General features: G+C 62.2%; 31 protein-coding genes. 10 read left to right on the forward strand and 21 right to left on the reverse strand.

The window, feature by feature from the left end:
* Positions 1 to 282: 282 nt before the first annotated feature.
* Positions 283 to 474, reverse strand: coding sequence for a hypothetical protein (locus V1279_RS20750; RefSeq protein WP_334439493.1), 192 nt, complete (start codon positions 472 to 474; stop codon positions 283 to 285).
* Positions 475 to 689: 215 nt separating this feature from the next.
* Here V1279_RS20750 and V1279_RS20755 point away from each other — a divergent pair, with 215 nt between their 5' ends.
* On the forward strand, positions 690 to 1301 hold the full coding sequence (locus tag V1279_RS20755; RefSeq protein ID WP_334439495.1) for a phasin family protein: 612 nt from the start codon (positions 690 to 692) through the stop codon (positions 1299 to 1301).
* Positions 1302 to 1493: 192 nt separating this feature from the next.
* Entirely contained in the window at positions 1494 to 2318 is an 825-nt protein-coding gene (locus tag V1279_RS20760; protein WP_334439498.1) for a DUF72 domain-containing protein, read from the forward strand.
* Between the two features lie 4 nt (positions 2319 to 2322).
* On the opposite strand, the gene V1279_RS20765 is transcribed toward V1279_RS20760, so the two are convergent.
* Positions 2323 to 3294 carry a Bug family tripartite tricarboxylate transporter substrate binding protein gene (locus tag V1279_RS20765; protein WP_334439500.1) on the reverse strand — a complete coding sequence of 324 codons (972 nt, stop codon included), beginning with the start codon at positions 3292 to 3294 and terminating at the stop codon, positions 2323 to 2325.
* A 136-nt stretch (positions 3295 to 3430) separates the two neighbouring features.
* Between V1279_RS20765 and V1279_RS20770 the strand changes: the two genes are divergently transcribed.
* Positions 3431 to 3895 (forward strand): DUF488 domain-containing protein, encoded by a 465-nt coding sequence (locus V1279_RS20770; RefSeq protein WP_334439503.1) that lies wholly within the window; start codon positions 3431 to 3433, stop codon positions 3893 to 3895.
* 108 nt (positions 3896 to 4003) lie between these two features.
* Here the strand turns inward: V1279_RS20770 and V1279_RS20775 are convergent, their stop codons facing one another.
* From V1279_RS20775 to V1279_RS20815, 9 genes are all read right to left on the reverse strand, one after another.
* Positions 4004 to 4918, reverse strand: a complete 915-nt coding sequence (locus V1279_RS20775) for a PhzF family phenazine biosynthesis protein (protein ID WP_334439505.1) — start codon at positions 4916 to 4918, stop codon at positions 4004 to 4006.
* A 12-nt stretch (positions 4919 to 4930) separates the two neighbouring features.
* Positions 4931 to 6241, reverse strand: coding sequence for an adenylate/guanylate cyclase domain-containing protein (locus V1279_RS20780; protein WP_334439507.1), 1311 nt, complete (start codon positions 6239 to 6241; stop codon positions 4931 to 4933).
* 65 nt (positions 6242 to 6306) lie between these two features.
* A complete protein-coding gene (locus V1279_RS20785) occupies positions 6307 to 7473 on the reverse strand; it encodes an ABC transporter permease (protein WP_334439510.1) in 1167 nt (388 codons plus the stop codon).
* Positions 7470 to 8414: an ABC transporter ATP-binding protein gene (locus V1279_RS20790; RefSeq protein ID WP_334439513.1), complete on the reverse strand. Its 945-nt coding sequence runs from the start codon at positions 8412 to 8414 to the stop codon at positions 7470 to 7472. Before V1279_RS20790 ends, V1279_RS20785 begins: the two co-directional genes overlap by 4 nt.
* Complete coding sequence (locus V1279_RS20795; protein ID WP_334439515.1) at positions 8411 to 9196, reverse strand: HlyD family secretion protein; 786 nt, start codon at positions 9194 to 9196, stop codon at positions 8411 to 8413. Before V1279_RS20795 ends, V1279_RS20790 begins: the two co-directional genes overlap by 4 nt.
* Positions 9193 to 9906: a TetR/AcrR family transcriptional regulator gene (locus V1279_RS20800; RefSeq protein WP_334439518.1), complete on the reverse strand. Its 714-nt coding sequence runs from the start codon at positions 9904 to 9906 to the stop codon at positions 9193 to 9195. The genes V1279_RS20795 and V1279_RS20800 overlap by 4 nt, the downstream gene beginning before the upstream one ends.
* 827 nt (positions 9907 to 10733) lie before the next feature.
* Positions 10734 to 11906: an IS110 family transposase gene (locus tag V1279_RS20805; RefSeq protein ID WP_334439521.1), complete on the reverse strand. Its 1173-nt coding sequence runs from the start codon at positions 11904 to 11906 to the stop codon at positions 10734 to 10736.
* A gap of 723 nt (positions 11907 to 12629) precedes the next feature.
* A complete protein-coding gene (locus V1279_RS20810; protein WP_334439524.1) occupies positions 12630 to 13106 on the reverse strand; it encodes a hypothetical protein in 477 nt (158 codons plus the stop codon).
* Positions 13107 to 14195, reverse strand: coding sequence for a TRAP transporter substrate-binding protein (locus V1279_RS20815; RefSeq protein ID WP_334439526.1), 1089 nt, complete (start codon positions 14193 to 14195; stop codon positions 13107 to 13109).
* A 284-nt stretch (positions 14196 to 14479) separates the two neighbouring features.
* On the opposite strand from V1279_RS20815, the gene V1279_RS20820 reads away from it, so the two are divergent.
* Complete coding sequence (locus V1279_RS20820; protein WP_334439529.1) at positions 14480 to 15433, forward strand: cyclase family protein; 954 nt, start codon at positions 14480 to 14482, stop codon at positions 15431 to 15433.
* Between the two features lie 283 nt (positions 15434 to 15716).
* On the forward strand, positions 15717 to 15941 hold the full coding sequence (locus V1279_RS20825; protein ID WP_334439532.1) for a dodecin: 225 nt from the start codon (positions 15717 to 15719) through the stop codon (positions 15939 to 15941).
* 42 nt (positions 15942 to 15983) lie between these two features.
* On the opposite strand, the gene V1279_RS20830 is transcribed toward V1279_RS20825, so the two are convergent.
* Both V1279_RS20830 and V1279_RS20835 read right to left on the reverse strand, forming a co-directional pair.
* Positions 15984 to 16205, reverse strand: coding sequence for a hypothetical protein (locus tag V1279_RS20830; protein WP_334439535.1), 222 nt, complete (start codon positions 16203 to 16205; stop codon positions 15984 to 15986).
* Complete coding sequence (locus V1279_RS20835) at positions 16202 to 16642, reverse strand: hypothetical protein (protein ID WP_334439538.1); 441 nt, start codon at positions 16640 to 16642, stop codon at positions 16202 to 16204. The genes V1279_RS20830 and V1279_RS20835 overlap by 4 nt, the downstream gene beginning before the upstream one ends.
* A gap of 165 nt (positions 16643 to 16807) precedes the next feature.
* On the opposite strand from V1279_RS20835, the gene V1279_RS20840 reads away from it, so the two are divergent.
* The gene (locus tag V1279_RS20840; RefSeq protein ID WP_334439542.1) at positions 16808 to 17116 is read left to right on the forward strand and encodes a hypothetical protein; all 309 of its coding nucleotides are present in this window, start codon (positions 16808 to 16810) and stop codon (positions 17114 to 17116) included.
* A 101-nt stretch (positions 17117 to 17217) separates the two neighbouring features.
* Here V1279_RS20840 and V1279_RS20845 read toward each other — a convergent pair whose 3' ends face one another.
* The 3 genes from V1279_RS20845 to V1279_RS20855 are packed head-to-tail and all read right to left on the reverse strand — an operon-like array spanning position 17218 to position 19522.
* Positions 17218 to 17859, reverse strand: coding sequence for a cation diffusion facilitator family transporter (locus V1279_RS20845; RefSeq protein ID WP_334439545.1), 642 nt, complete (start codon positions 17857 to 17859; stop codon positions 17218 to 17220).
* Positions 17860 to 17873: 14 nt separating this feature from the next.
* Positions 17874 to 18221: a hypothetical protein gene (locus V1279_RS20850; RefSeq protein ID WP_334439548.1), complete on the reverse strand. Its 348-nt coding sequence runs from the start codon at positions 18219 to 18221 to the stop codon at positions 17874 to 17876.
* The gene (locus V1279_RS20855; protein WP_334439550.1) at positions 18221 to 19522 is read right to left on the reverse strand and encodes a sulfite oxidase; all 1302 of its coding nucleotides are present in this window, start codon (positions 19520 to 19522) and stop codon (positions 18221 to 18223) included. The genes V1279_RS20850 and V1279_RS20855 overlap by 1 nt, the downstream gene beginning before the upstream one ends.
* Positions 19523 to 19818: 296 nt before the next feature.
* On the opposite strand from V1279_RS20855, the gene V1279_RS20860 reads away from it, so the two are divergent.
* Both V1279_RS20860 and V1279_RS20865 read left to right on the forward strand, forming a co-directional pair.
* Positions 19819 to 20136, forward strand: a complete 318-nt coding sequence (locus tag V1279_RS20860) for a hypothetical protein (RefSeq protein ID WP_334439552.1) — start codon at positions 19819 to 19821, stop codon at positions 20134 to 20136.
* Positions 20137 to 20565: 429 nt separating this feature from the next.
* The gene (locus V1279_RS20865) at positions 20566 to 21615 is read left to right on the forward strand and encodes an MBL fold metallo-hydrolase (protein ID WP_334439554.1); all 1050 of its coding nucleotides are present in this window, start codon (positions 20566 to 20568) and stop codon (positions 21613 to 21615) included.
* A gap of 49 nt (positions 21616 to 21664) precedes the next feature.
* Here the strand turns inward: V1279_RS20865 and V1279_RS20870 are convergent, their stop codons facing one another.
* Together V1279_RS20870 and V1279_RS20875 are read right to left on the reverse strand one after the other, a co-directional pair.
* Entirely contained in the window at positions 21665 to 22075 is a 411-nt protein-coding gene (locus V1279_RS20870) for a DUF2000 family protein (RefSeq protein ID WP_334439557.1), read from the reverse strand.
* A 107-nt stretch (positions 22076 to 22182) separates the two neighbouring features.
* Positions 22183 to 22560, reverse strand: coding sequence for a DUF4189 domain-containing protein (locus tag V1279_RS20875; protein WP_334439560.1), 378 nt, complete (start codon positions 22558 to 22560; stop codon positions 22183 to 22185).
* Between the two features lie 219 nt (positions 22561 to 22779).
* Here V1279_RS20875 and V1279_RS20880 point away from each other — a divergent pair, with 219 nt between their 5' ends.
* Positions 22780 to 23070, forward strand: coding sequence for a hypothetical protein (locus V1279_RS20880; RefSeq protein ID WP_334439562.1), 291 nt, complete (start codon positions 22780 to 22782; stop codon positions 23068 to 23070).
* Positions 23067 to 23564: a hypothetical protein gene (locus V1279_RS20885; RefSeq protein WP_334439564.1), complete on the forward strand. Its 498-nt coding sequence runs from the start codon at positions 23067 to 23069 to the stop codon at positions 23562 to 23564. The genes V1279_RS20880 and V1279_RS20885 overlap by 4 nt, the downstream gene beginning before the upstream one ends.
* 137 nt (positions 23565 to 23701) lie before the next feature.
* Here the strand turns inward: V1279_RS20885 and V1279_RS20890 are convergent, their stop codons facing one another.
* Genes V1279_RS20890 through V1279_RS20900 form a run of 3 tightly spaced genes read right to left on the reverse strand, consistent with a single transcriptional unit; the run spans position 23702 to position 26345 of the window.
* Entirely contained in the window at positions 23702 to 25306 is a 1605-nt protein-coding gene (locus V1279_RS20890; RefSeq protein ID WP_334439566.1) for a molybdopterin-binding/glycosyltransferase family 2 protein, read from the reverse strand.
* Positions 25303 to 26019 (reverse strand): XdhC family protein, encoded by a 717-nt coding sequence (locus V1279_RS20895; protein ID WP_334439568.1) that lies wholly within the window; start codon positions 26017 to 26019, stop codon positions 25303 to 25305. The genes V1279_RS20890 and V1279_RS20895 overlap by 4 nt, the downstream gene beginning before the upstream one ends.
* Positions 26016 to 26345: an XdhC family protein gene (locus V1279_RS20900; RefSeq protein ID WP_247836237.1), complete on the reverse strand. Its 330-nt coding sequence runs from the start codon at positions 26343 to 26345 to the stop codon at positions 26016 to 26018. The genes V1279_RS20895 and V1279_RS20900 overlap by 4 nt, the downstream gene beginning before the upstream one ends.
* Positions 26346 to 26352 lie beyond the last annotated feature (7 nt).

The following is a 26352-nucleotide window of genomic DNA, read 5'->3' on the forward strand; positions in this document are numbered from 1 at the left end:
GAGCTAAGGGAATGAGGTGACTGGGCAGTGAAAAAGGGGGCGAAATCGACCCGGTGCCTGCCCGGCGCGCGCGAACCGGTAGCCGTCGCCGGATCGGATCCGGGGCCTGCTTCGCTTGCAAATGCTCTGAAAATGCCAACGACCACGAACAGATGGCGCGCGTACATCCGGCGCAGCCAAACTATTCATGGTCGTTCCTGCGCCGGAGCCTTGAAGCGTCAACGTCGCCGTTAGATTCGATGTGGGAACACCGCCAGCGTTCCGCAAGGGGCGATCCGCCTCCTAATTCGGCACTTCCCGAATCACCGGCCCGCGCGGCGCCACAGGAGCCGGCTGCACCGGCGCCGGTTGCTGGATGCTGGCCGGTTTGGCGGGCTTTCCATATTGGCCGATCGGCCCGTAGGCAATTGCTACCACCAGCACGATCGAGGCGACGATGGCGCCCAAAAGACCGGCGACTGACTGCGAATTCATACTCAATTATCCCCTACGCCTGACCGGGAACTGATATCACGGAAAGAGCTTGTCGAGGAATAGTCCCGGCGTCAGCCATCGACAAGACCGGCCACCGACACCGCCTTCAAAATCTCACCACGCGAGCGCCGCGCAACGGACAAGTAAGAACCGCGATTCCATCGCAAACAAGGCGGAGTCTCGACCTTTGGGTTGACAGGGAATAGGGGAAGAAGATGTCGAATACAGACCAGGGCAAACCGACCGGGAAATCCGGACGGCGCAAGGGCAAGGGGGAGCGGGGCAAAAAAGCCATCTCCCAGGAGAGTTTGCCTGAGAGCCCTGCGCCGGCTCAACCGCTAAGCCCGGATCAGGATCAAGAACTGCAGCAGCCGCAGCCGGATCACGCGGAGAGCCCGAAGGTGGATCAGCAGCCGGCCGTCGAAGAGCCTGCCGTTGCCGTCGTCGCGTCACCCGAGCCGCAGCCGGCCGCTGCGCCCTCGCCGTCCGAGCCCTCGCCCGCCGAGCCCGTCTCAGCCGAGTCCGTCTCAGCCGAACCGTCACCGGCCGAGCCTGCGCCGGTAAGCCTGCAGACCATCGCGAATGCCTATCGCGACTACACAAGGAAATCGTTCGAGGAGTTCGGATCGTTTGTCGAACAGCTCAGCGGCGTTCGCTCGCTCGACAAGGCGATGACGGTTCAGACCGAATTCGTGAAACGGGCCTATGAAACGTCGGTCGCCGAGTCGCAGAAGATCTGCGAACTCCACAACCGGCTTGCCAGGCAGACCCTCGACCCGTTCAAGGGGGTGACGGGCAAGGCGTCGGCAACACACGGCAAATCTTAAGGCGCTACGCGAAACTGGTTTGGCGTGGCGTAAACGGGTGGAAGCACGAGGCTCCGGTTTTCCGGAGCCTTTTTTCGTGGGATCACGCCTATGAACCGACGCCTTGTGAACCGACGCCTTGGCAAACTGGCCAATCAGGGCCGACTTGGCTAACATGCACCAGCTCCCTCCCCATTTCCGACGAGCCATCCCGTGAGCAAGCCTTCAAAATCGACCGCGAAAAATAGCGGCAGCATCTATATCGGCATCGGCGGCTGGACCTTCGAGCCGTGGCGCGGCGTGTTTTATCCGGAGAAGCTCACGCAGGCGAAAGAGCTGTCCTACGCTGCATCGAAGCTGACCTCGATCGAGATCAACGGCACCTATTACGGCTCGCAGAAGCCGGAGAGTTTTCGCAAATGGGCGCGCGAGGTGCCCGACGGATTCGTATTCTCGTTGAAGGGACCGCGCTTCGCGACCAATCGTCGTGTGCTGGCGGAAGCCGGCGATTCCGTAAAACGCTTCTACGATTCCGGCGTGCTGGAACTCGGCGACCGGCTAGGGCCCGTGCTGTGGCAGTTCGCGCCGACCAAAAAATTCGACGAGGCCGATTTCGGCAAGTTCCTCGAACTGTTGCCGCGCAAACTCGAGGGACGCGCGCTACGGCATGTGGTCGAGGTGCGGCATGATAGTTTCTGCGTGCCGGAGTTCATTGCATTGCTGCGCAAGTTCGAGACGCCTGTCGTATTCGCCGAGCACGGCAAATATCCCGCGATCGCCGACGTGGTCAGCGACTTCGTCTATGCCCGGCTGCAGAAGGGCAATGACGAGCTCAAGACCTGCTATCCGCCGAAGCAGCTCGACGCCTGGGCCAAGCGCTTTCAGGCCTGGGCCGGTGGCGGCGAACCCGACGATCTGCCGCGTGTCGACAAGGCCAAGCCCGCGAAGACGCCGCGCGACGTGTTCGCCTATGTCATCCACGAGGGCAAGGTGCGGGCACCGGCCGGCGCGATGGAGTTGATCGAGCGCGTGAAGTAACTCCCTAGTCCAGCTTGATGCCGGCTTCGCGGATCAGTTTTGTCCAGTTGTCGTATTCGGACGCGACGAAGGCATCGAGCTTGTCGTCCGGCAGATCCCACACCTCTCCGCCACTCTTCTCAAAACGCTCCTTGAGTTCGGGCAACGAGGCGCGGATTTCCTTCCGCAGTTTTGCGATCGCCTCGGGCGGGGTTTTGGCGGGCGCGAATATCCCGAGCCAGGAATCGACGTCGAGGCCGGATACGCCGGCTTCCGACATCGTCGGCACGTCAGGCGCCAGCGGGCTACGCTTCGACGACAGCACCGCAATGCCCCTCGCCTGCCCGGACTGCACGTAAGGGAGCCCCGCGGCCATCGAATCGAAAAACAGGTCGATGCGGCCGGCGAGCAGGTCGGCGAAGGCCGGCGGCGAACCCTTGTAGGGTATCTCCTGAAATTTTACGCCCGCGGCCTTCATGAACGCAGCCGCCACCAGATGCTGGCCGGTGCCAACGCCGGCGGTCGCGACCGAAATCGAACCGGGGTTGGCCTTTGCAGCGGCGACGATGTCCTGCAGCTTGGCGTGCGGCAAATCCTTGCGGCCGACCATCACGTAGCCGAACTTGTAGATCAGCGCGACCGGCACGAAATCGTTGCGCGGATCGTAGGCGAGCTTCGAATACAACGCCGAATTGAACGCCATGTTGGATAGCCCGCCGACCACCAGCGTGTAGCCATCCGGCGCGCTCTGGCTGGCCGCCTGCGTGCCGACCACGGTGCCGGCACCCGGCTTGTTCTCGACCACGAAGCCCTGCCCCATCCGCTTCGACAGCGCGTCCGCAAGCTGCCGCCCGACCAGATCGTAGCTGCCGCCGGGCCCGATCGGGACGATGATTTTCACCGGGCGGTCGGGATAACCGGTCTGTGCGTGCGCTGCCACAACGCCGCAGGCGAGAAGCGCGAGCAACCATGCGAGCGAGCGACCAATGCGGTTCATGCTGTTTCCCCCAGAGAGTGAGCTTCGACGGGCTCTTTGCGGAACTATGCGACACGCCGCCCCCGGCGGCAACGTCGATGTGGAAATTGATCGGGCGGTGCCGTAGCCTTGCGCGGACGACATCCGGACGCTCTCGATGGCCCGCAAGACCAAACGCCTCTTCACCATCGGCTACGAGCAGACGCCGCCGAAGGCCGTGCTCGACGAGTTGGAAGCTACCGGCGTCAAGCTGCTGGTGGACGTGCGCGCGGTCGCGTCCTCGCGGCGGCCGGGCTTTTCGAAGAATCAGCTTGCGGCCGGCCTCGACGAACGCGGCATTTCCTATCTGCACCTCAAGGGCCTCGGAACGCCGAAGGCCGGCCGCGAGGCGGCGCGCAGCGGCAAGTTTGGCTTGCTGCACCGGATCTACTCGGCGCATCTGAAGACGGCTCAGGCCAAGGAGGAGCTCGACGAGCTGTCGGCGTTGGTGAAGCAATCGGGGCCAGTCTGCATTCTCTGCTATGAGCGCGACCACACCCATTGCCACCGGCAATGGATCGCCGAGATCATCGAGGACCGCGACGGTGTGAAGGTGGAGAATCTGGTCGCGCCGCAAGTGTAGAACCGTAGCTTCGTAGCCCGGATGGAGCGCAGCGCAATCCGGGAACGGTGTCGAAGGCGGATCGACCTGCCCCGGATTACGCTGCGCTCCATCCGGGCTACGAAGTAATCACCCCTCTCCATCAAGCCGGAACGTGCCCTCCATCATCTTCACGCTACTGCCGCCGACATGAATGGATGCGACCGCGCCATCTTTCTTGCGGACGCGCGTCAGCAGCAGGCTCGGCCGTCCCATGTCGACGCCCTGGCCGATCCTCAATCTCAGTTCGCCGTCTTTGATGTCGTCGAGATCGGCCAGCAGCGCCGCGCAGGCCGCCGTCGCGCTGCCGGTCGCGGGGTCTTCGGACAGCCCGCTGACGGCTGGGTGAAACATCCGCGCCTGCAGCTCGCATGGCTTTTCGCCGGCTGGCACGTCGCGGGTATAGAAGTAGACGGCGTCGCTGCCGTCACACGGGAAGGTTTTTGCGAACGCCACAGCATCCGGCCTGGCCCGCCGTAGCGCCGCACGGGAGGCGACTTCGACGGCCAGGAACGACAGCCCGACCGAGATGATCTGCGGTGCATGCCGGTCGGTCTTGACGTCGCCGGCCGACAGCGAGAGGCAGGCCGCTGCCTGCTCGACAGGAAGATGTGACATCCGCTTCAACGGCTGCGGCGCCGTGAATTCGGTGCTGACGACCTTGCCCTGCTCGGTCACGATCTCGACCGGCACGAGGCCTGCTCCTTCCTCGAACAGCAGCCGCGCCGGTGGCTTTGCCGCCAACGTCGCCAGCACGAAGGCAGTGCCGACATTTGGGTGACCTGCGAACGGAAGCTCCCTGTTCACGGTGAAGATGCGCACCTGCGCGTCGTGGGCGGGATCGGCCGGCGGCAGCACGAAAGTCGTCTCCGAATAATTGAACTCTGTGGCGACCGCCTGCATCTGTTCGGTCGACATCCCGCCGGCATCGAGAACCACGGCCAGCGGATTGCCGCCGAAGGCGCGATCGGTGAAAACGTCCACAGTGATATAACGCCGCTGCATTTCGATACTCCCTTATCCCAACCGCCACACGGCCATCGGCCGCTCATAGCCTCTGACCTCGACCTCGCCGAGCGAGACGGCATCGCCGCATGCTTCGCCAAGCGCATCGCGAACCGCTTCCGAAATCAGGAATTGCGAATTGAAGTCCTTGTTGAGCGCTTCGAGCCGTGAGGCGAAGTTCACGGTGTCGCCGATCACGGTGTATTCCTTGCGCCGCGGCGAACCGATATTGCCCGCGACCACCTCACCGAGATGAATACCGATGCCGATACGCAGCGGCCAGCTCGACGCCTCGTTGACCCGCGCATTGGCTTCCAGCATTTCGCGCGCCGCGGCGACCGCCCGGTGAGCCGGGTCCGGCGCTACCAGCGGCGCGCCGAACAGCGCCAGGAATCCGTCACCCAGAAATTTGTTCACGATGCCGCCGTGGCGATCGAGAATGTCGACCAGCACCGCAAACGCGCCGTCGAGCCGGTCCACGACTTCCTGCGGCGTGCGCGTGCGCGCGCCGGCCGTGAAGCTGCGGAAATCGACGAACATGACGGCGACGCGGCGGATGTTGCTGTCGGTTTTTGTGCCCTCGGCCATCAGGCGTTCGACCACCTGCGGCGAGACGTGCTGGCCGAACAGATTGGTGATGCGGTCGCGCGCGGTTGCCGCCTTGATGCTCGCCTCGAACTGCCGCCGCAACTGGTGCCCGACCGCGCCCGCGAGCACGCCGCAGATCAGGAGGATCAGGCTGCGCGCGGCGTGATAATAGAGGGGTTCGGCCTGGTCGCCGATAGCCGGATGATAGAACATCGCCATGCAGAACAACTGCACGGCGGCAACCGCGCCGGTGAAGGTCGAGAGCCAGAAATCCAGCCGCAGCGTGGAGAGGATGATGAAGATGAAATAGATCATCGGCGTCACGAAGCCGAGCGCGGCCACCGATCCCATGCTGTTGATGTGCAGCGCTAGCGCGACCGTCGGCATCGAAGTCTCGATCAGCGCGCCGATATAGCGCCGGATCACCGGCAAATCGCGCCCCTGTTTCATGTGCCGGGTGATCTGGCTATGCACCCACAGCTCGAACAGGATGAACGGCACGATGATCGAATAGAGATATTCCGGCTTCAGATTGCCGTGCCAGACGCGGCTCACCGCCTCGGATGCGAAGAAATAGACCGTCCCGAGGATGATGGCGAGCAGTGCGGTGGTGGCAATCAGCGCTTTGATCCGCAACAGCTCGGTCGTCATCACTTCCTGCATCAACGCGCGCTGGAAGTCAGCCGACACCCCCGTGTCTTGGTCGCTCTTCCCTTTGCCCCAGAACCCAGCCATCCCTTATCCTGTCATTCCGGGGCGCGCGCAGCGTGACGTCGATCAACTGACATCGACTATATGCCTCAATCGAGCGTGCGACGGAAGCGTGTCACGGCGATCGTCATCGCCACCAGCATCAGTACAATGAGTGCAATCGTGTCGTATTGCAGGTTGGAAGGCGCAGCGCCCTTCAGCATGATGGCGCGGACGATGCGGATGTAGTGCGTCAGCGGCAGAGCCTCGCCGAGATACTGCGCCCAGACCGGCATGCCGGCGAACGGAAACATGAATCCGGACAACAGAATGCTGGGCAGGAAGAACATCATCGACATCTGCATCGCCTGCAACTGGTTCTGCACGATGGTGGAGAAGGTGTAGCCGATCGACAGATTGGTGGTGATGAACAGCGTCGTCAGAACAGCCAGCAGCGCCACGCTGCCGAGGATCGGCACCCCGAACAGCAGGACCCCGATGCCGACGATCAGCGAGGCCTGGATGAAGCCGACGATCACGTAGGGAATGATCTTTCCGAACATGACTTCCACGGGCCTGATCGGCATCGACAGCAGGCTCTCCATCGTGCCGCGTTCGATTTCGCGCGTCACCGACAGCGCGGTGAAGATCAGCATGGTCATGGTGAGGATGGTGCCGACGAGGCCCGGCACGATATTGAGCCGCGATTCCGCGGCCGGGTTGTAGCGGGCATGCGCCCTGATCTCGAACGGCATTGCGGGCGGATCGCCGATATGGAGGTCGTGTGCGAGTGCGGTCTGCACCACCACGCCGAGCGTGCCGAGCGCAGAGCCGGCCGCAACCGGATCGGTCGCATCCGCCGCAACGAGCAGCGCCGGGCGGTCGCCGCGCCGCACCGCGCGTTCGAAGCCGCGCGGGATCTCGACCCCGAACAGCACCTTGCCGGACTGCAGCAGGTCGTCGAATTCGGCGACGCTGTGCACTTCGCGGGTGAAGCGGAAGTAGCTGGTATTCTCCAGCGCCTTCAGCACGGAGCGCGCCAGATCGCTCTCCTCCTGTATCAATACCGCCGTCGGCAGATGACGCGGCGTGGTGTTGATGGCATAGCCGAACAGCAGCAACTGCATCACCGGGATCATCACGATCATCGCGAACGAAACGCGGTCACGACGGAGCTGAATGAATTCCTTGACCAGCATCGCATAGCTGCGCCGCCAGAAGCCGAAAGCCGGCTCCCTCGCCTCGTCCACGGGATGAACAGCTTCGGTTGCACTCATTGGAAATTGTCCTTTGAGCGGTTCATGAGATCGATGAACACATCTTCCAGCGACGGCTCGCTATCCTGCCAGTGCCATCCCCTCGTATCGCGATAAGGCGCGATGGTCGCCTCGAGCGCCGATTTGTCGCGCCCCGAGACGTGCAGGCTGGTGCCGAACGGCGCCACCATGTCGATGCCGGGCTTGCCTGCGAGTTCAGCCGCAAGCCCGTTGAGGTCGTCGCCGGAGACCGTGTAGGTCGACAACGCCGACTTCGCGATCACCTCGTCCACCGTGCCATGCGCCAGCAGGTGGCCGTAGGCGATATAGGCGATCTCGTGACAGCGCTCGGCCTCGTCCATGTAATGGGTGGAGACCAGCACCGTCAGCCCCTCGGCGGCGAGCGCGTGAATCTCGTTCCAGAAATCGCGCCGCGCCTTGGGATCGACGCCGGCGGTCGGCTCGTCCAGCAGCAGCAATTGCGGATTAGGCAGCGTGCAGGCGCCGAGCGCCAGCCGCTGCTTCCAGCCGCCCGAAAGCTCGCCGGCGAGTTGCTCCTCGCGGCCGCTCAGGCCGATGCGCCGGATCATCTCGGCCGCGGCGCTGCGCGCATCGCGCATGCCGTAGAGCCGTGCGACGAATTCGAGATTCTCGCGCACCGAGAGATCCTGGTACAGGCTGAAGCGCTGCGTCATGTAGCCGACCAGGCGTTTGATCTTGTCGGCGTCACGGCGGATGTCGTAGCCGAGGCAGGTGCCCTCGCCGGCGTCCGGCGTCAGCAGCCCGCACAGCATGCGGATGGTGGTGGTCTTGCCGGAGCCGTTGGGCCCAAGGAAGCCGTAGATAGAGCCGCGCTTCACCTGCATCGAGAGGTCATGCACGACCTCGCGGCCGCCGAACGATTTTGACAGGCCCTCGACGTTGATGGCGATGTCGGGACCTGATGCGGGAGCCGCACTCATCGCTTGTCCGCCATTGGCGTTCGAGGGTTGAGAAACACGCTGATCGGCTGGCCGACGCGCAGCACGTCAGGCCGGCTCGGCCGCGCCTGGATCAAATAGACCAGCTTGTTGCGCTCATCGAGGCTGTAGATCACCGGCGGGGTGTATTCGGCCGTGGTCGCGATGAAATAGATCTTTGCCGTCAGGTCGGCCGCGCAATTGTCGCACGTCACCCTCACCTCGTCACCGATCGCGAGCTTCGGCAGTTCCGTCTCCGGCACGAAGAAGCGCAGCTTCATGTTGCCGGGCGGCATGATCGACAATACCGGCCGCTGCGCCGGCACCATCTCGCCTTCCCGGAAATAGATCTGCTGGATGGTGCCGCCGACCGGCGCAAAGCCGCTGCGCCGCGCCAGCCGGGTCTGCGAGGTGTTGACGCGGGCTTCGGCCACGCGCAGCGCCGAGGTCGCCGAATCCAGATTAGCCTGCGTGCCGGAGCCGGTCTTGCTCAGCGACGCCGCGCGATCGTAGGTCTGCTGTGCATTGGCGAGCGTGGCCTTGTTCTGATTGAGGTCCGCCTGCTGCAAGTCGTCGTCGACCGAATAGAGCTGCATTCCGGGCTTCACCTCGTCGCCCTCACGCACATTGAGCTTGGTGACGCGGCCGGTCTCATCGGGACTGACGAAGATCATGTCGGCCTCGACCCAGCCCTGAAAGCCCGGATCCTTGCGCTCATTGCAACCCGTGAGCACGGCAGCGAGCGTCAGCACGGCCAGGATCGTTATGGTTCGCGACGACGTCATGCCGTTCTCCGTTCGCCAAAAATCAGATCGAGATGCACCCGAAACATTTCGAGGGCGTCCAGTGGCGCATGTCTGCTGAAAAGGCTCTGCCAGATCACCGCAATCAGCGCGGGCGCCACCATGATTTGCGGAAACCGCGCTAGGTTCTTGTGTTGGATCTCGCCGCGCGCGATGCCGAGTTCGATCAGCGCACGCATACCCGCAAGGCCTCGGGACACCACTTCGCGGTAATAGAAGTCGGCGACCGCGGGAAATCGCGGTCCCTCGGCGACGACCAGGCGCACGAGGTCGCCGCGCCGCGTGGTCGCCACCTCCTCGATGAAGGTTTTGGCGAAACCCTCGACCATGTCGCGCACCGATGCTCCGGGCTGCGGCGGCGTCGCCCACAAGCGGGTCACCAGCGGCACGATCGCGGTCCGGATCAATTCCTCGAACATCGATTCCTTGTCCTTGAAGTGCAGGTAGATCGTGCCCTTGGCGACCCCGGCGCGCTTGGCAATGTCGTCGAGCCGCGTCGCCGCAAACCCGCGCGCAATGAACTCGTCCATCGCCGCCTCGATAATGGCCCCGCGCCGCTCGGCCGCGCGTTCGGCGCGGTTGGAGGCGGGCTTGGGTGGCGGGCTCGATCCGGCCGATGCCCTCGCCCCTGGCCGGCGGTTGGCCGGTTTTGGAGCGGATTTCCGGGCGCTTTTGGTAGCTTCCTTTGTCATGGTCTTAATATGACTGACCGGTCAGTCATTGTCAACGTCGAATGAAAAGCGGCTTCTCACATGGGCGTGACTGACACCGGTGAACCTCGATCGCGCTGCCGGCCTTGAGGATTTTGCGTGTCGCCAACGGGTCGTCATATCCCACACATACGGGGGTATCCGGTACGATGCGGTCTATCCACGTCATTGCGAGTGCAGCGAAGCAATCCACCTCGCGTCACAAAGAAAGAGTGGATTGCTTCGCTTCGCTCGCAATGACGGAGGTGACCGCTCCACATTAGGTCGTCATACCCGCCCATGCGGGTATCCAGTACGCCGCGGCTTATCGGTTCAATCATTGACGTCTCTGGAATACTTGTATGGGGGTGATCAAGAGTGATCGTTGTCAGATCATTGCTATCGTCTCCTTGTTCGACGAAGACCGACATCTCCTCGTCCCGACCCCGAGACGACTAGCCGCCTGGGCGGAACGACGGTCAAGGGTGGCCGCAGGCCATCGCGGAGCGACGCAGCCCTTGACGGTCGTGAGCCCGGCGGCAGGCTTGAGGGCGGGACGAGGTTTGGCGTTAGCGGCATAGGGACGATTTCCGAGGCGAGCCCGCCGTGGACGCGATACCGCGTCGCAGACTTGTATTCGCTTGATCGATCGGGACCAGAACCATGATGCATGCATGCGCATCGGGGGGCGAAGCTCCGGGGCGGCGGGTCCATTCTGGGTCGCGGCGCAAAGGCCATGTATTCCGGCGGATCACCGCCACCTCGGATGTCGTCGGCAGACTGCCGGCTGCTGAACCGTCAATCGTGTTGGAGTTGCGGAAGCTGCATGGTCAGGTGCCGGCCGGGCGCAGCCTGAGCCCCTCAGTTATCTCGCCGGTGGTTGCCAGCCGCCACAGCGCGATGAGCAGCTTGCGCGCCAGCGCCACGATCATGGTTTTGCGCGTGGCGCTGCGGCCATCTGCGGTGCGCTCGCGGAACCAGCGGACGAGCCGGCTATCCTTCTGGAAGATCAGAAAGCGCCAGGCCAGTTGGATCATGCCGCGGCGGACCCGACCATTGCCGGCGCGGGCCAGTCCCTTCTCGCGCCGGCGCTTGCCGCTCTCGTCCGGCGCGCCGGTCAGTCCAGCATAGCGCGCAACAGCTTTGCGATCGCGCAGCTTGCGCGCCAGCGCCTCATTTACCAGCATGTCGGCGGTCGCAATGCCGACGCCAAAAACCCTTGCGATCAGACGAACCATCGCGTGAGGCCTTGTCGTTGCGGCCGGCGCGAGCGCGAGCCGGCGCAACCGTTCACTTTCGATGATGTGGATCTGGTCGTGCACCAGGCGCAGCCGCTCCAGATCGCGGCGCAATTCGGCGTGGGCATTTTCCGGTAACGGTGTTCCTTCCGCGGTGTGCAGTGTCTCCAGCTTCTGCGCCGCCTTGCGCAGCCTCGGATTGAACCCGCCGATGCCGAACAGGGCGAGGACAGCCTTGATCCGGTTGACGATCCGTGTCTGCTCGCCCACGAGGCTCTCCCGCTCACGACTCGGCCGCCGCGCATCTTCTTCCGCCATGGTCGGGATCGCGACCATGCTGCAATGGCGCTTCTCGCCACGCAGCCAGCCGAGAAACGAGCGCATCAGCAGTTCCGTATCGATCCGATCGGTCTTGGCCCGGCGGTGCTCGCGGGACACTGCGATGCTTGCGGCATGGATGACGTAGGCCTCGATGGCGCGCGCCTGCAGCCAGCGCGCCAGCCAGAATCCGTCTCGCCCGGCCTCATAGGCGCAGACGATCCGCCTGACCGTCCGCCCGGCCTTGCGCGCTTCATCCTGCCAGCGCTGCAACAGCTTCAGCAGAGCGTCCGCATTTGCACCAAGCTTCTTCAGGGGCTGGCGCTCGACCCCCGGGATCACAGCCGCAACAAGCCACTTCGACTGGCTCATCTCGATCACTGCGACCAACGTGCTATCCTGTTCGAAGGCGGTGAGGGACCTGCTGGCGTCAAACGATTGCGACATGGGGTGCTCCATTGCGTGATCACGGCGCTCGAGGGTATCCACACCCTCGCCGCCGCTCCCCCCATAGCATCTGGGTCACCCGCCTTCGCGGGTGATGACAACTGAATGTGTGTTCGCGTTCTCGCGACGCAAAGCGCCCGAGCTTTTCCACGAACCTTGTCCCTCCTGAGAGGGAGCAGGGAATGCCGGGTGCACGCTGCACCCGCGGTCTCGTGTGCAAATGTGCATAGAAGTGCGCACACGAGCATACAGGTACAGTCGGAACACTCCGGCATTCCCTGCGCAATGGCTTGACGGCTTATGCCGCGCTCTCCCTGGAGACGAATTCGTCTTGCCTCCATCGCTGCCGGCTTGATGGCTAAATCGATCCGGTTGGACCAACTTCGCCACCGACAGCTTGGCACCAGCCACGGGTGTCAGGACCACACGGTTTTGCCGTACGCATCGGCGTCGTACGTCCTGCGCGACGTGAGCCACTCACAGGATAGACCTGCCCTGCGGCCACTCTTCGCGCCGACGCCCTCGCGTCCACCACATCCCGTCCCGCGTTCGTGACGATCGCGATACGCCCCTCTTGTCGAGACGGGACAGCGCGGAAATAGCCACTGATTTGGGGTGACAGGGAAGCGGAATATATTTGCGTGCGAGACTGGACGACCCAAATCAGATTGAATCTATTCGACAAATTGGATTTTACGCGCAGCGCGATGGTCCGCGCCGGTGTCAGAAACTCGGCGGACCAACGCGAACACTCTCAAACTTCTCAAGGTTGACTCTTCTCCCGCCGTTCAGCGGAAATTCATAGTGAAAGCCGAGGCGGTCGGAGCCGGTCACGTCTAGCTGAAGTTCTTTTGGGCAGTCCTTTGGCGAATCGATATTTAGCGCGAACGGAATAGGAAGCGTCGTCCTGGTATTCGGGAATTCGAACGACTGAAAGGTCTTCACCACGGTGTGGCCGTTCTCTTGCACGATTTCACCGAGTGAAAAAGATAGCCACTTCTGAGGAACGACGGGAAAGCGTTGCTTTGGATCGTCATACGCCACAAGTTCTCCATACAGCGTCGTATTGCAAGCCCCGAGTGCGGCTGTCGATATCAAGGTCACGACACATGCCGCCACCAAAGCGAAAATGGCGGCCACTGAAACGCGCGGCATGTTGTTCACGGTGGCCCCCGGCGATCGGACATCGATGACGCTCACTCAGCCCTTGCGCATTTTGCTGAGCAGGTAGTTGTCGTAATAGTTTTCCGCGATCTGCGTGTAGAACAGCACTTCCTTCATGTACGCGTCGTGGCTCTCTTTTGTCTTCTTGAAGAGCGCGCTCTTCTCGGCAATTTCGTTCAGATGGTCCTGCGTGGCTTTGTAGCAGGCCTCCATGACCGGTTGCGGGAACGCGCGCAGCTCCGCCCCGCCCGCGACAAGCCGTTTCAGTGCGGCCGGATTGACGCTGTCATATTTTTCGATCATCCACGCGCCGGCGGCCGACCCGGCCTGGTTGAGGACCGCCTGGTATTGCCTGGGAAGCGCATTCCACTTCTCTTCGTTCACGATCATGTGCAACATCGCCCCGCCTTCCCACCAGCCGGGGAAGTAATAGTACTTCGCCACCTTGTAGAAACCGAGCTTCTCATCGTCATAGGGGCCGACGAACTCCGCGGCGTCGATGGATCCCTTCTCGAGCGCTGAATAGACCTCGCCGCCCGCGATCTGCTGCGGCACGATGCCGAGTTTTGCCAGCACATGGCCGCCCATACCAGCGATGCGGAACTTGAGGCCTTTGAGATCATCGGCGGTCTTGATCTCCTTGCGGAACCAGCCGCCCATTTGCGTGCCGGAGTTACCGCACAGAATCGCATGCGTCTTGAAAGGCTTCAGCGCTTCGTTGCAGAGCTCGGCGCCGCCGCCGAACGTCCACCAGGAATGCTGATGGCGATGGTTCATGCCGAACGGCGCGCCGGTCGCGTAAGTCAACGCCGGCTCCTTGCCGATGTAGAAATAGAGTGGCGTCTGCGCCATCTCGACGGTCGCGGAGCTCACGGCATCGAGCGCCTGCAGGCCGGGCACGATCTCGCCTGCCGCAAACGTCTGAATCTGAAACTTGTTGTCGGTGGCATCAGCCACGTATTTCGCAAATGTCTGCGCCGTTCCGAAGATGGTATCGAGCGATTTTGGAAAGCTCGAGGTCAGGCGCCACTTGATCTCGGGCGCACCTTGCGCGATCGCAGGCGCCGCTACCAGCGCCGTCGCGCCGGCCACAGCGCCGCCTTTGAGGAACGTTCGGCGTTTCATGATGTGCTCACTCCCTTAAAATGCAAGTCCATTGGCGCGGGGGCGCATAGGAGCCCATCCGGGACCATTTGGCCCTCAGCATAACGAACTTCGGGGCATGCGTGGAAGCGCGAAACTGAGCAATTTAGTGTGCTGTCGCCTTACACCAAATCATCGCCGCACCGCCGCAACCCTCGATGGCACATCGTCTCGGGCGCGTTGCCGGACTTGAAACCGCCTCTAAGAGAACCGCATTATTTGTCCCGGGGTGCCGAACCAGAGCGCCCTCTCTTGGGAGGATACAGATGAAAGCATTCACATTGGGTGCGGCGATCACGCTTGTGTTTTCCGCCGCCGCCTTCGCGCAAGCACCAAGCTGGACCGTTCCGGCGGAAAGCCAACGCTGTCCGTCGAAATGGGGCGCGGCCGACGAGCGCGGTTCAGGCAATCACCAGAAACCCGCGGCCGTGATGAACGCCGCGAAGCTGATCAAGAACGGCGAGGTGATCGAACTCGCGCACGTGCTCGGCCCCAGCATGGCGTTCTTCGGAACGCGGCGCTTCGACATGCACACCAAGCGCACGTTCATGAACCAGTTCTCCAACATGCGCGGCTCGAATGAAGAGATCATCATCACCGAGCTCGGCCAGGTCGGCACCCAGTTCGACGGCTTCGCGCACCAGACCCATCTCAACAGCTGGTACAACTGCCAGAAGGTCGACGAGAACGTCGACCGCACCGGCTTCAAGAAGTTCGGCATCCACAATGTCGGCACGCTGTTCACGCGCGGCGTCCTGATCGACGTCGCGGGCTTCAAGGGCGTCGAGATGCTGGGCGACAATTACGAAATCACGGTGGATGATCTCGAGGGGGCCCTGAAGAAGCAGAACCTGACGCTGCAACCCGGTGACGCCGTGATCATCCACACCGGCTGGGGCAAGCTCTACGGCAAGGACAATCCCCGCTACGTGAAATCCTGCCCGGGCATCGGCGTGCCGGCCGCGCTCTGGCTTGCCGCAAAGGACCCAATGCTGCTCGGCGCCGACAACTGGCCGGTGGAGGTCGCGCCCAACCCCGACAAGCAATTGTCGCTTCCGGTGCACCAGATCGCGCTGGTGGTGAACGGCATCCATTTGCTGGAGAACCTCAAGCTCGATGAGCTGGCGCAAAAGGGCGTCGGAGAATTCGCCTTTGTGATGCAGCCGCTGAAGATTCAGGGCGGCTCAGGCTCGACGGTTTCGCCGATCGCGGTGCGGTAGCGGCGGTCGTTCGATTTCGCAAGGCCCGGTGCTTCTGATATCGCAAACCTCGGTCACGCCCGAGCGCAGTGCGACGTCCGCTCAGGAAGTAGAGCAGACGTCGCAAAATGTGCACATCAAGACCGTCCGGCCGCGATGGACTGTCCTGCGCTATTCCCGCCCCGCCTATTATGACTGGTCCTCGGAACTCGGATGAGAGCATGGAGTTGGCTCTCGGTCGGATTAAAATTCTGCGGAGACAACAAACCTGGGTGCTCCACCGACATTACAACGGAGGCTCGCCATGCCCGATGCCGAAATGAAGGACCATGTTTACAAGATCCTGGACCTCGTCGGATCTTCCGAAAAAAGCATCGAAGACGCCATTCAGAACGCCATAACCCGCGCATCAAAGACCGTTCGCTCCATGAAATGGTTCGAAGTGGTGCAAACGAGAGGCCACATCGAAGATGGATCCGTTCGCCACTACCAGGTCGCCTTGCGGGTTGGATTTACGCTGGAGGGGTAATTCCCGGCGACGCAGCAAGACAAGCTTAAATTGCACGCCAAACTATTGCGTGGCGAGCGACATGTCGGAGCCCGCTGCGCCAATCCGCTCCCTCAACTGATCGAATTCGCCGGGCTGATAGATGGCCCCATCGGGCGTTACGATCTCGACGTTCCAGCAGCCGTCCGATATCAGTTCTGTGGCTTTCTTCAACGCAGCCGGAACCGACCCCCGGTTGAGGGTCACGTTTCCCGCCGTATCCTGCGCAGTAATCAAAAACCTCATATGACCGCCTCCCGGCGCAAGCCGCCAAGCATTCTGGCTTGGAGCGCGGCTGCGTCAAGAGCGTAGCTGGAGCTTCGGCTCTGATCGACGCCCTCAGGCCAGTTGCACGGGCCCGTGATCATCGCAATGGTCACCGTGCGGATGGTGGGGTGCAGACGACCGTCTACGAGGTAGTCGATATGGTCGCCATGCGGCACCGCTTCATGTCCGCAGTTTGGACCGTGCGCGTGCTCACAATGGACTTGAGGCGTGCATTGCACAGGATTTGTGGCGGTGACCCCGATGGCATGCTCGTCCACGTGATCCTCGTGCATATGGTGGAGATGGCCATCGTGGAGATAATCCACATGGCCTTCATGCCGAATCGCGGTGTGCCCGCAATCCGGCCCATGCTTATGCGTGTGATTGGCGTGATGTTTTTCGGTACATACGGTCATGTGAGTATTCCTTGCGCACGCTCGGTTCCGATCGATACCCATCATCGCCGCCAATAGTGGAATAGTTGCGGAGGCGACGATGCAGGAGCGCACCATCGGACGGTTGACTCCAAGATGTAATGTTATAACATCACGCAAGTGTCCATTCAGGCCCCGGTGCAGGATATGACTGTTATTTTGTTCCCGAGGAAAACGTCGAACTTCGAATGGAACGTGGTGCGTAAATTAAGAGAGCATGCCCGGACAGCCATCAACGCGGATGATGAAACCATAGTCACCATAAGCGAACGCGATTGCGGCGATCCCCTTTGCGGCGGCGGGCGAACCATCGTGCTCATCATGCACCCGAGACGGCCAACCGAGGCCGTCAAGATCGACAAGCCGCTTGAGCAAATTACTCAGACAGACCTTTACAACGCGCTCAGGCCCTTGGCCGCACAAAACTGGCCTGCCCGAACTCCATCGGTCGGGTGAGGATCGATGGTGACCCGCGCGGACCATTCCAACATCAGCTAGGGACAGTCCCGTGCAGATGGCTTTGAACCAGCTTGCAGACGGCTTTTGTTCGTAGTTTGTCAGTTGGATCGTGGCGTCACGACCGGTTGATCGTGGTCAGTATGGCAGCAGATGATTTTCTCCGGCCACATCAGTTCGTCGTGCGATTCAAAAACCTCCCGGCCAGTCGTGAAAATGATCCATAGTGCAATGGCTCCTGCGATGATTGGATCGAAGACTGGATAGCCGGTCACTAGAAGAAGTAAGCCCGCGGCTACCGGGGCAAGGGATACCCACACGTCGCCAAGATTGTGGATGTACGCGAGTCGGATTGCAGCGTTGTTTCTGCCTGGCTCCAGGAGTAAGCGGGCCACGCTCCAATTGGCGGCAGCCGCGGCCAGACCCACGATAATGGGAACGACGCCCTGCACCGGCACCGGATTGAACAGGCGCTCGCCGGCCTGCCACAAGAGCAGTCCGCTGACCGCTATCAGTCCGACTGAGTTAAAGAGATTACCGGCTCTTAACAGCCGCTGCGAAGGGCCTCTGGTGACCAGGAATGCTGCATACAGGCAGACCAGAGCCAACTCGTCTGACAGGTTGTGCACGCTGTCCATGAGGAGACTCAGGCTCGATGCCTGATAACCGGCAATACCCTCCACCACAAAGATTGCAGTGTTTAGCGCCACTGCTGCCGCAACGGCCTTTTGATGATGCGCCACTCTGCATCTCCCCTTTACTTCGCAAACGGGTTCACCCAGCCTCCCCTGCCCGCCGGCGCGCGCGGCGGATAGGCCGCCTCGAGATAGTTCAGCACCGTTTCGCGGTCCTTGGCGTCGAGCGGCGGCATGTTGTGGCGGCGGACCATCAGGTTGATCGAATCCTCCCACTGCGCGCGCGTCATGCCCTGCTGCGCCACCAGCCCGAAGCCGTGGCAGGCGGTGCAGGCGTAGAAGGCCTCATCGCGGCCGGCGCCTGCGGCAAACTCCTCCGGACTTTCGTCGCGCGGGGTGAAGCTTGTTTGGGCCATGGCCGGCGCTATCAAGAGCACGCCGGCCAAGGCGAGCCACGTAAAACGCAGCATCATCCGACCAGCACGGCGATGCGGTGCATGGCGTTGCCGCCATAGCCTTGCGGATTCCAGAAGCCGGCCTGATGCGGCTGCATCGCGCCTTTTGAATCGGTAGCCCGCGCCCAGATCTCGAAATAGCCGTCGGTCGGCAGTTTGATGGTCGCGGTCCAGCGCTGCCAGTCATATTTGTTCTTCGGCTTTTCCAGCGTGGTCCGCTGCCAGCTCGCGCCGAAATCGGTCGAGATATCCACCTGCTTGACGGTGAGATCGCCGGCCCAGGAAGCGCCGCGCAGTTTCAGCTCCTTGGTGCCGGCAGCGAACTTGGCGCCGTTCGCAGGATTGGTGATGATGGAGCGCACCGGCATCGATTCCAGAATGCGGAAATTCGCCGGATCGGCCTTGCCGCCGGGCACCATCGGCTTGATCGCGAGTCGATAGGAAAATTCCGTCATGCCGGGGCCGTCATGCTCGCGGTCGCGGATGGTGATGCGCGTCAGCCATTTCTGCGACGCCGAGCCGGCCCAGCCCGGCACGACCAGGCGCACCGGCCCGCCATGGATGTTCGGCAGCGGCTGGCCGTTCATGGCCCACACGATCATCGTGTTCGGGTCCATCGCTTTTTCGATGCGCACGCCGCGCGAGATGCTCGGCTTGCTCGGATCACCCGACAGATGCAGATCGGCCGCATAATGCGCGGTGTATTTCGCGCTGGGCTTGAGGCCGGCCTTCTTCAGCAGATCGGCGAGCGGCACGCCGGTCCATTCGGCGCAGCCCGCCCCGCCATTGGTCCACTGGTTGCCGCGTGCCGGCGGCGAGAACGCCGCACGGCCGTTGCCGCCGCATTCCAGCACCATGCGCCGCGTCACCGCCTTGTACTTCGACTTCAACTCGCCGAGCGTGATCTCGATCTTGTTGTTGACCTCGCCATCGATGGTGATCTTCCAGGCGTCGGGATCTTTCGTCTCTTCCGGGATCTGCCCGTTGTTGCGGATGTAGAATTTCTCGATCGGCGTGGTGTCGTCATCGAGCAGACTTTCCGGCGTCTCGGCGACCAGCGGCTTTTCGCCGAGCACGACGAGGCCTTCGTTCTTGCCGGGGAATTTCAGATGCTGCGGGCCCTTGGCCGGCGCGGGCGCAGCAGGCGGAGCAGCCTGCGCGTGGGCCTGGGGAATGCCGGCGCCGTCGCGCGACAGCGGCAGGACGCCGCCCATGACTACGCCTATCGCCGCCAGACCTGAACTGCCTAGAAATCTGCGCCGGCTGGTACTGAAATTGTTGCCGTCGGCCGCATTGGGCCTGGTTCCCCGGTCCATGACATCCCTCCCTTGTTGCCCGCGCCCGGGCCTTCTTGGCCGGGCTTCCTATCGGAAACCCAACTGGACGGAGTATTTGCGTTTTGCGGCCGTGCCGCAAGACCGCCAGAGGCCGCAACCGCGACCGCGCCGACAGGCGGCCGACGCGGGACTTGCGGCGGCGCAGCGAACCGCCGGCAAACGAAAGCCGCAACCGCTGCGGCATCCCCCCGCACCGTCCAACGTGGCCTGTTCGGTCGCCGCGTTCTGGATTAGATTAACTGGCATGTGAAAGGGAACCAACAGGGGACCTGCCCATGACGAATATCGAAGAAACCCCACGCAAGCTCACTTTGAAAGCAGGCTCGACAACGCTGACGCTCGACAAGGAGTTCGGCAAGGCAACGCTGCAGCAAAAAATGCTGCTGTGGAAGAAAAAGCCTGTCGAGTTCGAGCTTGCCGACATCGACGATATCGCGGTGAAGTCGGAGGTGGACGGCCTTTCAGGCGCGCCGATCCATCACAGCGTCTTGCACCGGCGTAGTGGCGAGATCACCGTCCTGACGACCGAGGAAGCCAACGACGCCGCCGAAACGGTCAAGAAGCTGCGTGGATTCGTTGGACTGCAGAGCTGAGAAGCAAAGCGGTTACCGCGCGGCTTCCGCTCTCGTGCGCTCGGCGCGCATCGCGAGCCCGACGACATTCAACTCGGCGCGGGAAAGCCGGAAGTCGGCTTCGCCCCTTACCCATGCCGTCGCGGTTCAGTCCGGCGAATTTCCGATCGGCAAAGCCCTGCACGGTCGCGACGCTGAGCGAACGCCTTTTGTAGTGACACTTCCGGAAACAGCGTAGTTTTTCAATGCCCTGAGGTAAAGACACTCGTCGATAAAGTCCCGAATGGCCTCGGGAGCGATGACCCGCTGATCAACCCGAACCGGGTTTGGGCGCTATATTGACAGATCAAATCATCTGCGTGACGGCGAGCTCAACCCAGCAGCCTAATCGCGAACTCGCATGAGACTGTTACAAGGCACAAATGGGGGCCTCGATGAGGAGGAACTTCCATGGCACTTCGCACAACGTTGTTTCTTGCTGCCGCACTTGCCGGCGCCGCCGCCTTGGTTGCGCCGACGCGTATCGCGGCAGCTGAACCCACCGGCCAGATCACGATCCTCTACGACGCTTTCGGCGCCGATGCGGCGATGAAGAAGGATTGGGGCTTCTCAGCGCTCGTGGAAATCTCCGGCAAACGAATCCTGTTCGACACAGGCAACGACCCGGACATCTTCGCAGCTAACATCAAGGCGAAGAACATCGACCTCACCAGCATCGACTTCGTGGTGCTGTCGCACCGCCACTCCGATCACATGGCCGGCCTGAACCATGTTTTGAGCGTGAATCCGACGGTGAAGATCTACGCACCCCGGGAAGGATTCGGAATCTATGGCTCGTCGCTGCCGTCGAGTTTCTACCGAAAGGACCAATCCTTGCCGGCCGAGATGCGCTACTACGACGGCAAGCCGCCGGAAGTCATGAAATTCGGCACCGCCTGGCAGGGCGCCAACATCGAGCTTATCGACAAGACAACGGAAATCGCCTCAGGCATTACGTTGCTCGCACTCGTGTCCGACACCCCCGGCACGAAGGAACTCAAGGAGTTGTCCCTGGCCATCAACACCTCGGACGGCATCGTGCTCGTGGTCGGCTGCGCGCACCCTGGGATCGAAAAGATTGTCGAGGCGGCGACAGCGATCAATCCCAGAATTCGCTTGATCGCCGGCGGTTTCCACCTCGTCGTCGCATCGGACGAGATCATTGCCAAGGCCGTGGCAGCGCTCAAGGAAACGTTCAAGGTAGAGAACATCGCCCCGGGCCACTGCACCGGTGAGCCGACATTTGCAGCGTTGAAGCAGGCCTACGGCGATCGATACCTTTATGCGGGTGTTGGCACCTCGCTGCCGTTGGGACCAGGCATCGGCTCTGTTGGGCGACGTGGCGAGGGACCGGCGCTCCAGGAGGATGATCTGGCCATCTATCGGAAGCTGGCCCAGCGGGAAGACCCGTTCGGCATTCTAAGGGCACGGAATTTACGAGCAGGGCTTTCGCACCTGTGAAGGCATTAGCCGCGTGAGGGCCTCGCTCTGAAATTTATCGGTCCACGCGCTAGCTGTGAAACTTCAGCCCGTCGACGATCTTGTCGATCACCTTGCGCTCGGCGCGCATCGCGAGTCCAACCAGATTGAGTTCGGCGCGGATCACGGTGCTGACCACCTCGCGGTTGGCGGCGTCATGCGTGGTCCTGAACATGTCCTCGGTATAGACGGCGGGCGTGACGTTGCGCGCCAGCGCCCGTTCGAGCGCGCGGGACAGCGCCGGGCGGTCGGCGCCGTAGATCAGGATCGGCTGGCCGATCAGCGAGAGATATTTCGTGCCCGATGCGTCACCGTAGGGCTCGCCGATGCATTCGGGAAAGGCCGCGGCAATGCCGCCGGCGAGGAATGAGGCGACGTTGAGTTTTTGCCACGGTTCGAGGTCGGTCCGGATGATGACCGCGATCTTGGTGTCGAACTGCATGATTACTCCCGATGTCATTCCGGGGCGCGTGTCAGCGCGAGCTATGATGTGCAGTTGTACATCATAGTTCGCGTTTTCGACGCCCCCCAGGAATGACGATAGCAAAATCACCCCTTGGCGTCGCAGGCCCAGGCGCGGATCACGCATTCCTTGCCGCCGAACTCGTAGCACTTCTTTGTCGCGGCGTTGAGCGAGCTCGAAATATTTGGCTTTACGGCATAGCCGTGGGGACCGCAGGGATTGGTCATGTCGACTGCAAGCGCGGCGCAGGCCCGATTCATGGTGAGCGCGGTACAGTTGCCCTTGCATTGTTTCAGCGCCGCGGCGCGGGCCGCTTCCTCGGCAGGATAGTCAAAGGCCTGGCCGTAGGCGCCGCACTTGCCGACGGCGAATGCGCCGGCCGCCCATGCCTTGCTGATGTAGCCCGAGACACTCAGTATCAGCGTCAGCGCAAGGATAAAGAGCGCGCGGCGTTGCGCCGCCACAGTCGAAAACGATCAAAAGCCCCTCCCCCGAGGTAACCTGCAGAATCTAGCCAGGGTGAGTTTCCAGTTGGTGAACGGGGGTTGAAATTTAGGGCAAAGCCACTCTTGTCGCCGTACCGGCCGTTACCGAGAAGCCCCGTATGCGGTAGACTTGACCTGATCGACATCGATTTGCAGGGTCTCCGCAATACAGCGGAGACCTGAAAAAAATGAGTCCTGATGGTCATGAAATATTTGTCACTGGCGGCATTCGCCATCTTGCTGACGACCGCTACTTGCCATGCTGAAGGACAAAGCAGCCTCTTTCGCGGGCTCTACCCGTGTTCGGACCGAGGACCGTCTTCAGTTTGCGTCTATGGCACAATTCCAAAAGGAAAGCAGGTGACGGTGCTGGCCAAGGGCTGGAAGAGTTCAGCCGTTCAAAAAGAAAACTTCTCAATCGAGCGTAATGAATTCCAAACCGGCATTAAGACAGGAACGCGGCTGCAACTCGCCACCCCGCCTCCATGATTGCCATTTTGGCTGCCCCGCAGACAGTCAATGAACTTCCGCTCGAAGAGATTCAGGACGAAGCGCTTATTGAACGGATAGGCCGATATATCAAGAATACAAATGCGCTGAACCTCGCGCCGGATATGCGGATACTGAAGACGCGCTTGCTCAGGTTGTCACCAACCATCTTGTTCTCTGAGACATTCCTGGCGCCGCCTCATGAGGATCCAGCCGTCTGGGAAAAACTATTATCGGCTGGCTGCGGCGTTTGCGAAAACGTCCCAATACTGGTTGGCCAAACGCTCGAGGATCTTTTCAAAGAGATTCGCTCTCCCACAGTTAATGTGGAGAGCACCTGCGGCGGTATCGAATTCGCGTTTGCACTTTCCGGCCGCACCTATGTTGTTAGCCACGCAGAGGCTTGCGAAAGCGATTCCTTTTCAGCAGCCTTGGTTCACGATCTTTCGGGAGACAAACCGAAATTGGTTTTTGAGCTGAGCGGCGGACTCTGACGTAAAACACCGTTGCGTAGGATGGGCAAAGCCGCCGGGTCGCGCAAATGCTCGCCCGATGACAGGCTCCGCGTGCCCACCATGAATCGGCGAACTGGAGAGATGGTGGGCACGGCGCAAGTGCGCCTTTGCCCACCCTACGATCCTCGTGCCGCCTCAAGCGCCTGCGGCGTATCGATATCGAGAAACGCGCTCTGGCCGTCGACCGGGACTTCGGCCACGGCCTCGTTATGCTTGGCGATCAGATGGCGGGCGCCGACGTCGCCGTCGAGCGTCATCAACTCCTTGAAGAAACGGCGCGACCACAGCACGGGATTGCCGCGACGGCCGTCGCTGACGGGGACGGCGATCAGATGGCCGCGGTCCGGCGCAAACGTTTCGATCAACTGGTCGATCAGTTTTGCTGATATCAGCGGCATGTCGCCGAGGCAGACGACGGCGCCGTCGGCGTTGTCGGGCACTGCCGCGATGCCGGCCTTGACGGAAGACGCGAGGCCACCGGCGAAATCCGGGTTGCGGACGAATTTCACGTTCAGCCCCGCCAACGCCTGCTCGACCAGTTCGGCCTGATGGCCGGTGACGACGATAACGTCAGTCGTCTTGGAGGCCAGCGCCTGTTCGGCGACGATCCGCACCAGCTTCTTGCCGTCGATTTCGGCCAGCAGCTTGTTGGGGCCGCCCATCCGGGTCGAGCGCCCGGCCGCCAGAACGATGGCAGTGACGTTTCGATTGGCTTCGAGGTCGGCCACGGTGCGCGGCTGCGGCCGCGTGACGATTTCCATCAGGAGACCGCCGACGCCCATGCCGGTCAGCTCGGCGCGCGTGACCTTTAGCCCGGCGAGAAGCCGCATCAGCACCCAGTCAAAACCGTTTTCCACCGGCGAGCGCGCGCAGCCCGGCGCGCCCAATACCGGCACGCCGCCGGCGCTGCCGATCAACAAGAGATTGCCGGGATCGACCGGCATGCCGAAATGCTCGATCCTGCCGCCGATTTCGGTGATCGCGGCCGGGATCACATCGCGGCGGTCAGCGATCGCGGAGGCCCCGAACACGATCACGAGTTCGGCGCCGAGGCCGAGCAATTCCTTGATCGAGGATGCCAGATCAGCCTCGTCATGCGGCACGCGGCGCTCGGCGATGATGCCGGCACCGGCCGGCGCCAGCCGTTCCGCCGTCACGCGCAAGGTCTTGTCGATCACCTTTGGCGAAAGCCCGGGCAGCAGGGTCGAGACCACCCCGACCTTCTTGATGGTGTAGGGCGCAATCCGCAGCGCGCCTTTGCCGGCAACGTCAACCGCGGCATCGCGCAGCTTCGCTTCGACGCCGAACGGAATGAGTTTTACCGTCGCGATCATCTCGCCTTCGACCACCGGCTTGAAGGCAGAGAGCGTCGCAAAGGTGATGGCTTCATCGACGCCGTTGATGCGGTCGACCGCGGCGCGATCCACCACCAGCACGCCGGCCCTCGCTGCGAACAGGTTGGCGCGGCCGGTGAAGGCGCGCTCGACATTGACGCCCTCGCCTGCCACCGCCTGCGCGATGCTAGCGGCGGCTTCGTCTTCGGAGACGTCACCCTCCTCCAGTCGCACCACGACGATTTCCGCAACACCGGCCTTGTTCAGCGCCTCGACTTCGGCAGGCCCGATCGTGGTGCCCTTCTTCAGCACCAGCGAACCCTGCCGCAGCGTATGGACGGTAACGCCGCCAATCGCGTCTTCCGGACTGGCGGGACCGAACTTCATGCCGCCTGCACCTTCGCGGTTTGCTGCTCGCCTTCCTTGGGCAGCCGCAGTTCGGCGGTGATCTCGGCCATGATCGCGACCGCGATCTCCGACGGCGATACCGCGCCGATGGAAAGACCGATCGGCGCATGGATACGCGCGATATCGGCGTCCGATCCGCCCTGCGCCTTCAAGCGTTCGGCTCGCTTGGCATGCGTCTTTCGCGAGCCCAGCGCGCCGATATAGAAGCAGCCGCGCTCGAAGGCGTGCAGCAGCGCCGGATCGTCGATCTTGGGATCATGCGTGAGGGCAACGAACGCCGTGTAATGATCGATGTTGAGCGGCGGCAGCGCGACGTCGGGCCATTCGGCGATCAGCGGCACGTCTGGAAAGCGTTCGGGGCTTGCGAACGCCGTGCGCGGATCGACAACCGTCACGTCGTAATCAAGCGAGCGTGCCAGCGGCGCCAGCGCCTGGCTGATATGGACCGCTCCGACGATGACGAGCCGTGCGGTCGGCGCGTAGACATTGAGAAACAGTTTCTTGCCGCCGGACTCGATCATGCCGCTCTTGCCCATGCGGAGCTGCTTTGAAAGTTCGGCGCCCAGCGGATCGGTGGCGATGTCCTTGGCTTTCACCAGCCGCTGCTCGCCATTGGCAGTATCGGTGATCACGATCACCGGGCGGCGCGCGGCGCGCTCGGTGTTCACTTGTGTCAGGGTTTCGAGTTTCACGACTGGCCCACCTTCTCGACGAAGACGCGGATGGTGCCGCCGCAGGACAGGCCGACATTCCAGGCGGTCTCGTCGGCAACACCAAACTCGAGCATCCTGGGTTTGCCGCTGGCGATGACGTCCAGCGCCTCGGTGACGACGGCGCCCTCGACGCAGCCGCCGGAGACGGAGCCCAGAAACGTGCCGTCATCGTTGATGACGAGGCTCGAGCCTGCCGGCCTCGGCGCCGAGCCCCAGGTTTCGACGACGGTCGCCAGCGCCACGCCGTGGCCGGCCTTCTGCCAGTTCTCGGCGGCCTGCAGAATGTCTTCGTCGCGGTTGAGCATTTTGAAG

It is taken from the genome of Bradyrhizobium sp. AZCC 1610 (assembly GCF_036924515.1).
Taxonomy (GTDB): Bacteria; Pseudomonadota; Alphaproteobacteria; order Rhizobiales; family Xanthobacteraceae; genus Bradyrhizobium.

Coding starts and splice junctions, on each gene's coding strand:
- V1279_RS20795 (WP_334439515.1), bottom strand. CDS start 9,196: ATGACGTCGTCGCGAACCATAACGATCCTGGCCGTGCTGACGCTCGCT.
- V1279_RS20750 (WP_334439493.1), bottom strand. CDS start 474: ATGAATTCGCAGTCAGTCGCCGGTCTTTTGGGCGCCATCGTCGCCTCG.
- V1279_RS20900 (WP_247836237.1), bottom strand. CDS start 26,345: ATGCTCAACCGCGACGAAGACATTCTGCAGGCCGCCGAGAACTGGCAG.
- V1279_RS20825 (WP_334439532.1), top strand. CDS start 15,717: ATGCCCGATGCCGAAATGAAGGACCATGTTTACAAGATCCTGGACCTC.
- V1279_RS20850 (WP_334439548.1), bottom strand. CDS start 18,221: ATGCTGCGTTTTACGTGGCTCGCCTTGGCCGGCGTGCTCTTGATAGCG.
- V1279_RS20770 (WP_334439503.1), top strand. CDS start 3,431: ATGGCCCGCAAGACCAAACGCCTCTTCACCATCGGCTACGAGCAGACG.
- V1279_RS20880 (WP_334439562.1), top strand. CDS start 22,780: ATGGTCATGAAATATTTGTCACTGGCGGCATTCGCCATCTTGCTGACG.
- V1279_RS20785 (WP_334439510.1), bottom strand. CDS start 7,473: ATGAGTGCAACCGAAGCTGTTCATCCCGTGGACGAGGCGAGGGAGCCG.
- V1279_RS20830 (WP_334439535.1), bottom strand. CDS start 16,205: ATGAGGTTTTTGATTACTGCGCAGGATACGGCGGGAAACGTGACCCTC.
- V1279_RS20765 (WP_334439500.1), bottom strand. CDS start 3,294: ATGAACCGCATTGGTCGCTCGCTCGCATGGTTGCTCGCGCTTCTCGCC.
- V1279_RS20755 (WP_334439495.1), top strand. CDS start 690: ATGTCGAATACAGACCAGGGCAAACCGACCGGGAAATCCGGACGGCGC.
- V1279_RS20870 (WP_334439557.1), bottom strand. CDS start 22,075: ATGCAGTTCGACACCAAGATCGCGGTCATCATCCGGACCGACCTCGAA.
- V1279_RS20855 (WP_334439550.1), bottom strand. CDS start 19,522: ATGGACCGGGGAACCAGGCCCAATGCGGCCGACGGCAACAATTTCAGT.
- V1279_RS20790 (WP_334439513.1), bottom strand. CDS start 8,414: ATGAGTGCGGCTCCCGCATCAGGTCCCGACATCGCCATCAACGTCGAG.
- V1279_RS20800 (WP_334439518.1), bottom strand. CDS start 9,906: ATGACAAAGGAAGCTACCAAAAGCGCCCGGAAATCCGCTCCAAAACCG.
- V1279_RS20805 (WP_334439521.1), bottom strand. CDS start 11,906: ATGTCGCAATCGTTTGACGCCAGCAGGTCCCTCACCGCCTTCGAACAG.
- V1279_RS20775 (WP_334439505.1), bottom strand. CDS start 4,918: ATGCAGCGGCGTTATATCACTGTGGACGTTTTCACCGATCGCGCCTTC.
- V1279_RS20815 (WP_334439526.1), bottom strand. CDS start 14,195: ATGAAACGCCGAACGTTCCTCAAAGGCGGCGCTGTGGCCGGCGCGACG.
- V1279_RS20865 (WP_334439554.1), top strand. CDS start 20,566: ATGGCACTTCGCACAACGTTGTTTCTTGCTGCCGCACTTGCCGGCGCC.
- V1279_RS20840 (WP_334439542.1), top strand. CDS start 16,808: ATGACTGTTATTTTGTTCCCGAGGAAAACGTCGAACTTCGAATGGAAC.
- V1279_RS20820 (WP_334439529.1), top strand. CDS start 14,480: ATGAAAGCATTCACATTGGGTGCGGCGATCACGCTTGTGTTTTCCGCC.
- V1279_RS20890 (WP_334439566.1), bottom strand. CDS start 25,306: ATGAAGTTCGGTCCCGCCAGTCCGGAAGACGCGATTGGCGGCGTTACC.
- V1279_RS20780 (WP_334439507.1), bottom strand. CDS start 6,241: ATGGCTGGGTTCTGGGGCAAAGGGAAGAGCGACCAAGACACGGGGGTG.
- V1279_RS20860 (WP_334439552.1), top strand. CDS start 19,819: ATGACGAATATCGAAGAAACCCCACGCAAGCTCACTTTGAAAGCAGGC.
- V1279_RS20885 (WP_334439564.1), top strand. CDS start 23,067: ATGATTGCCATTTTGGCTGCCCCGCAGACAGTCAATGAACTTCCGCTC.
- V1279_RS20835 (WP_334439538.1), bottom strand. CDS start 16,642: ATGACCGTATGTACCGAAAAACATCACGCCAATCACACGCATAAGCAT.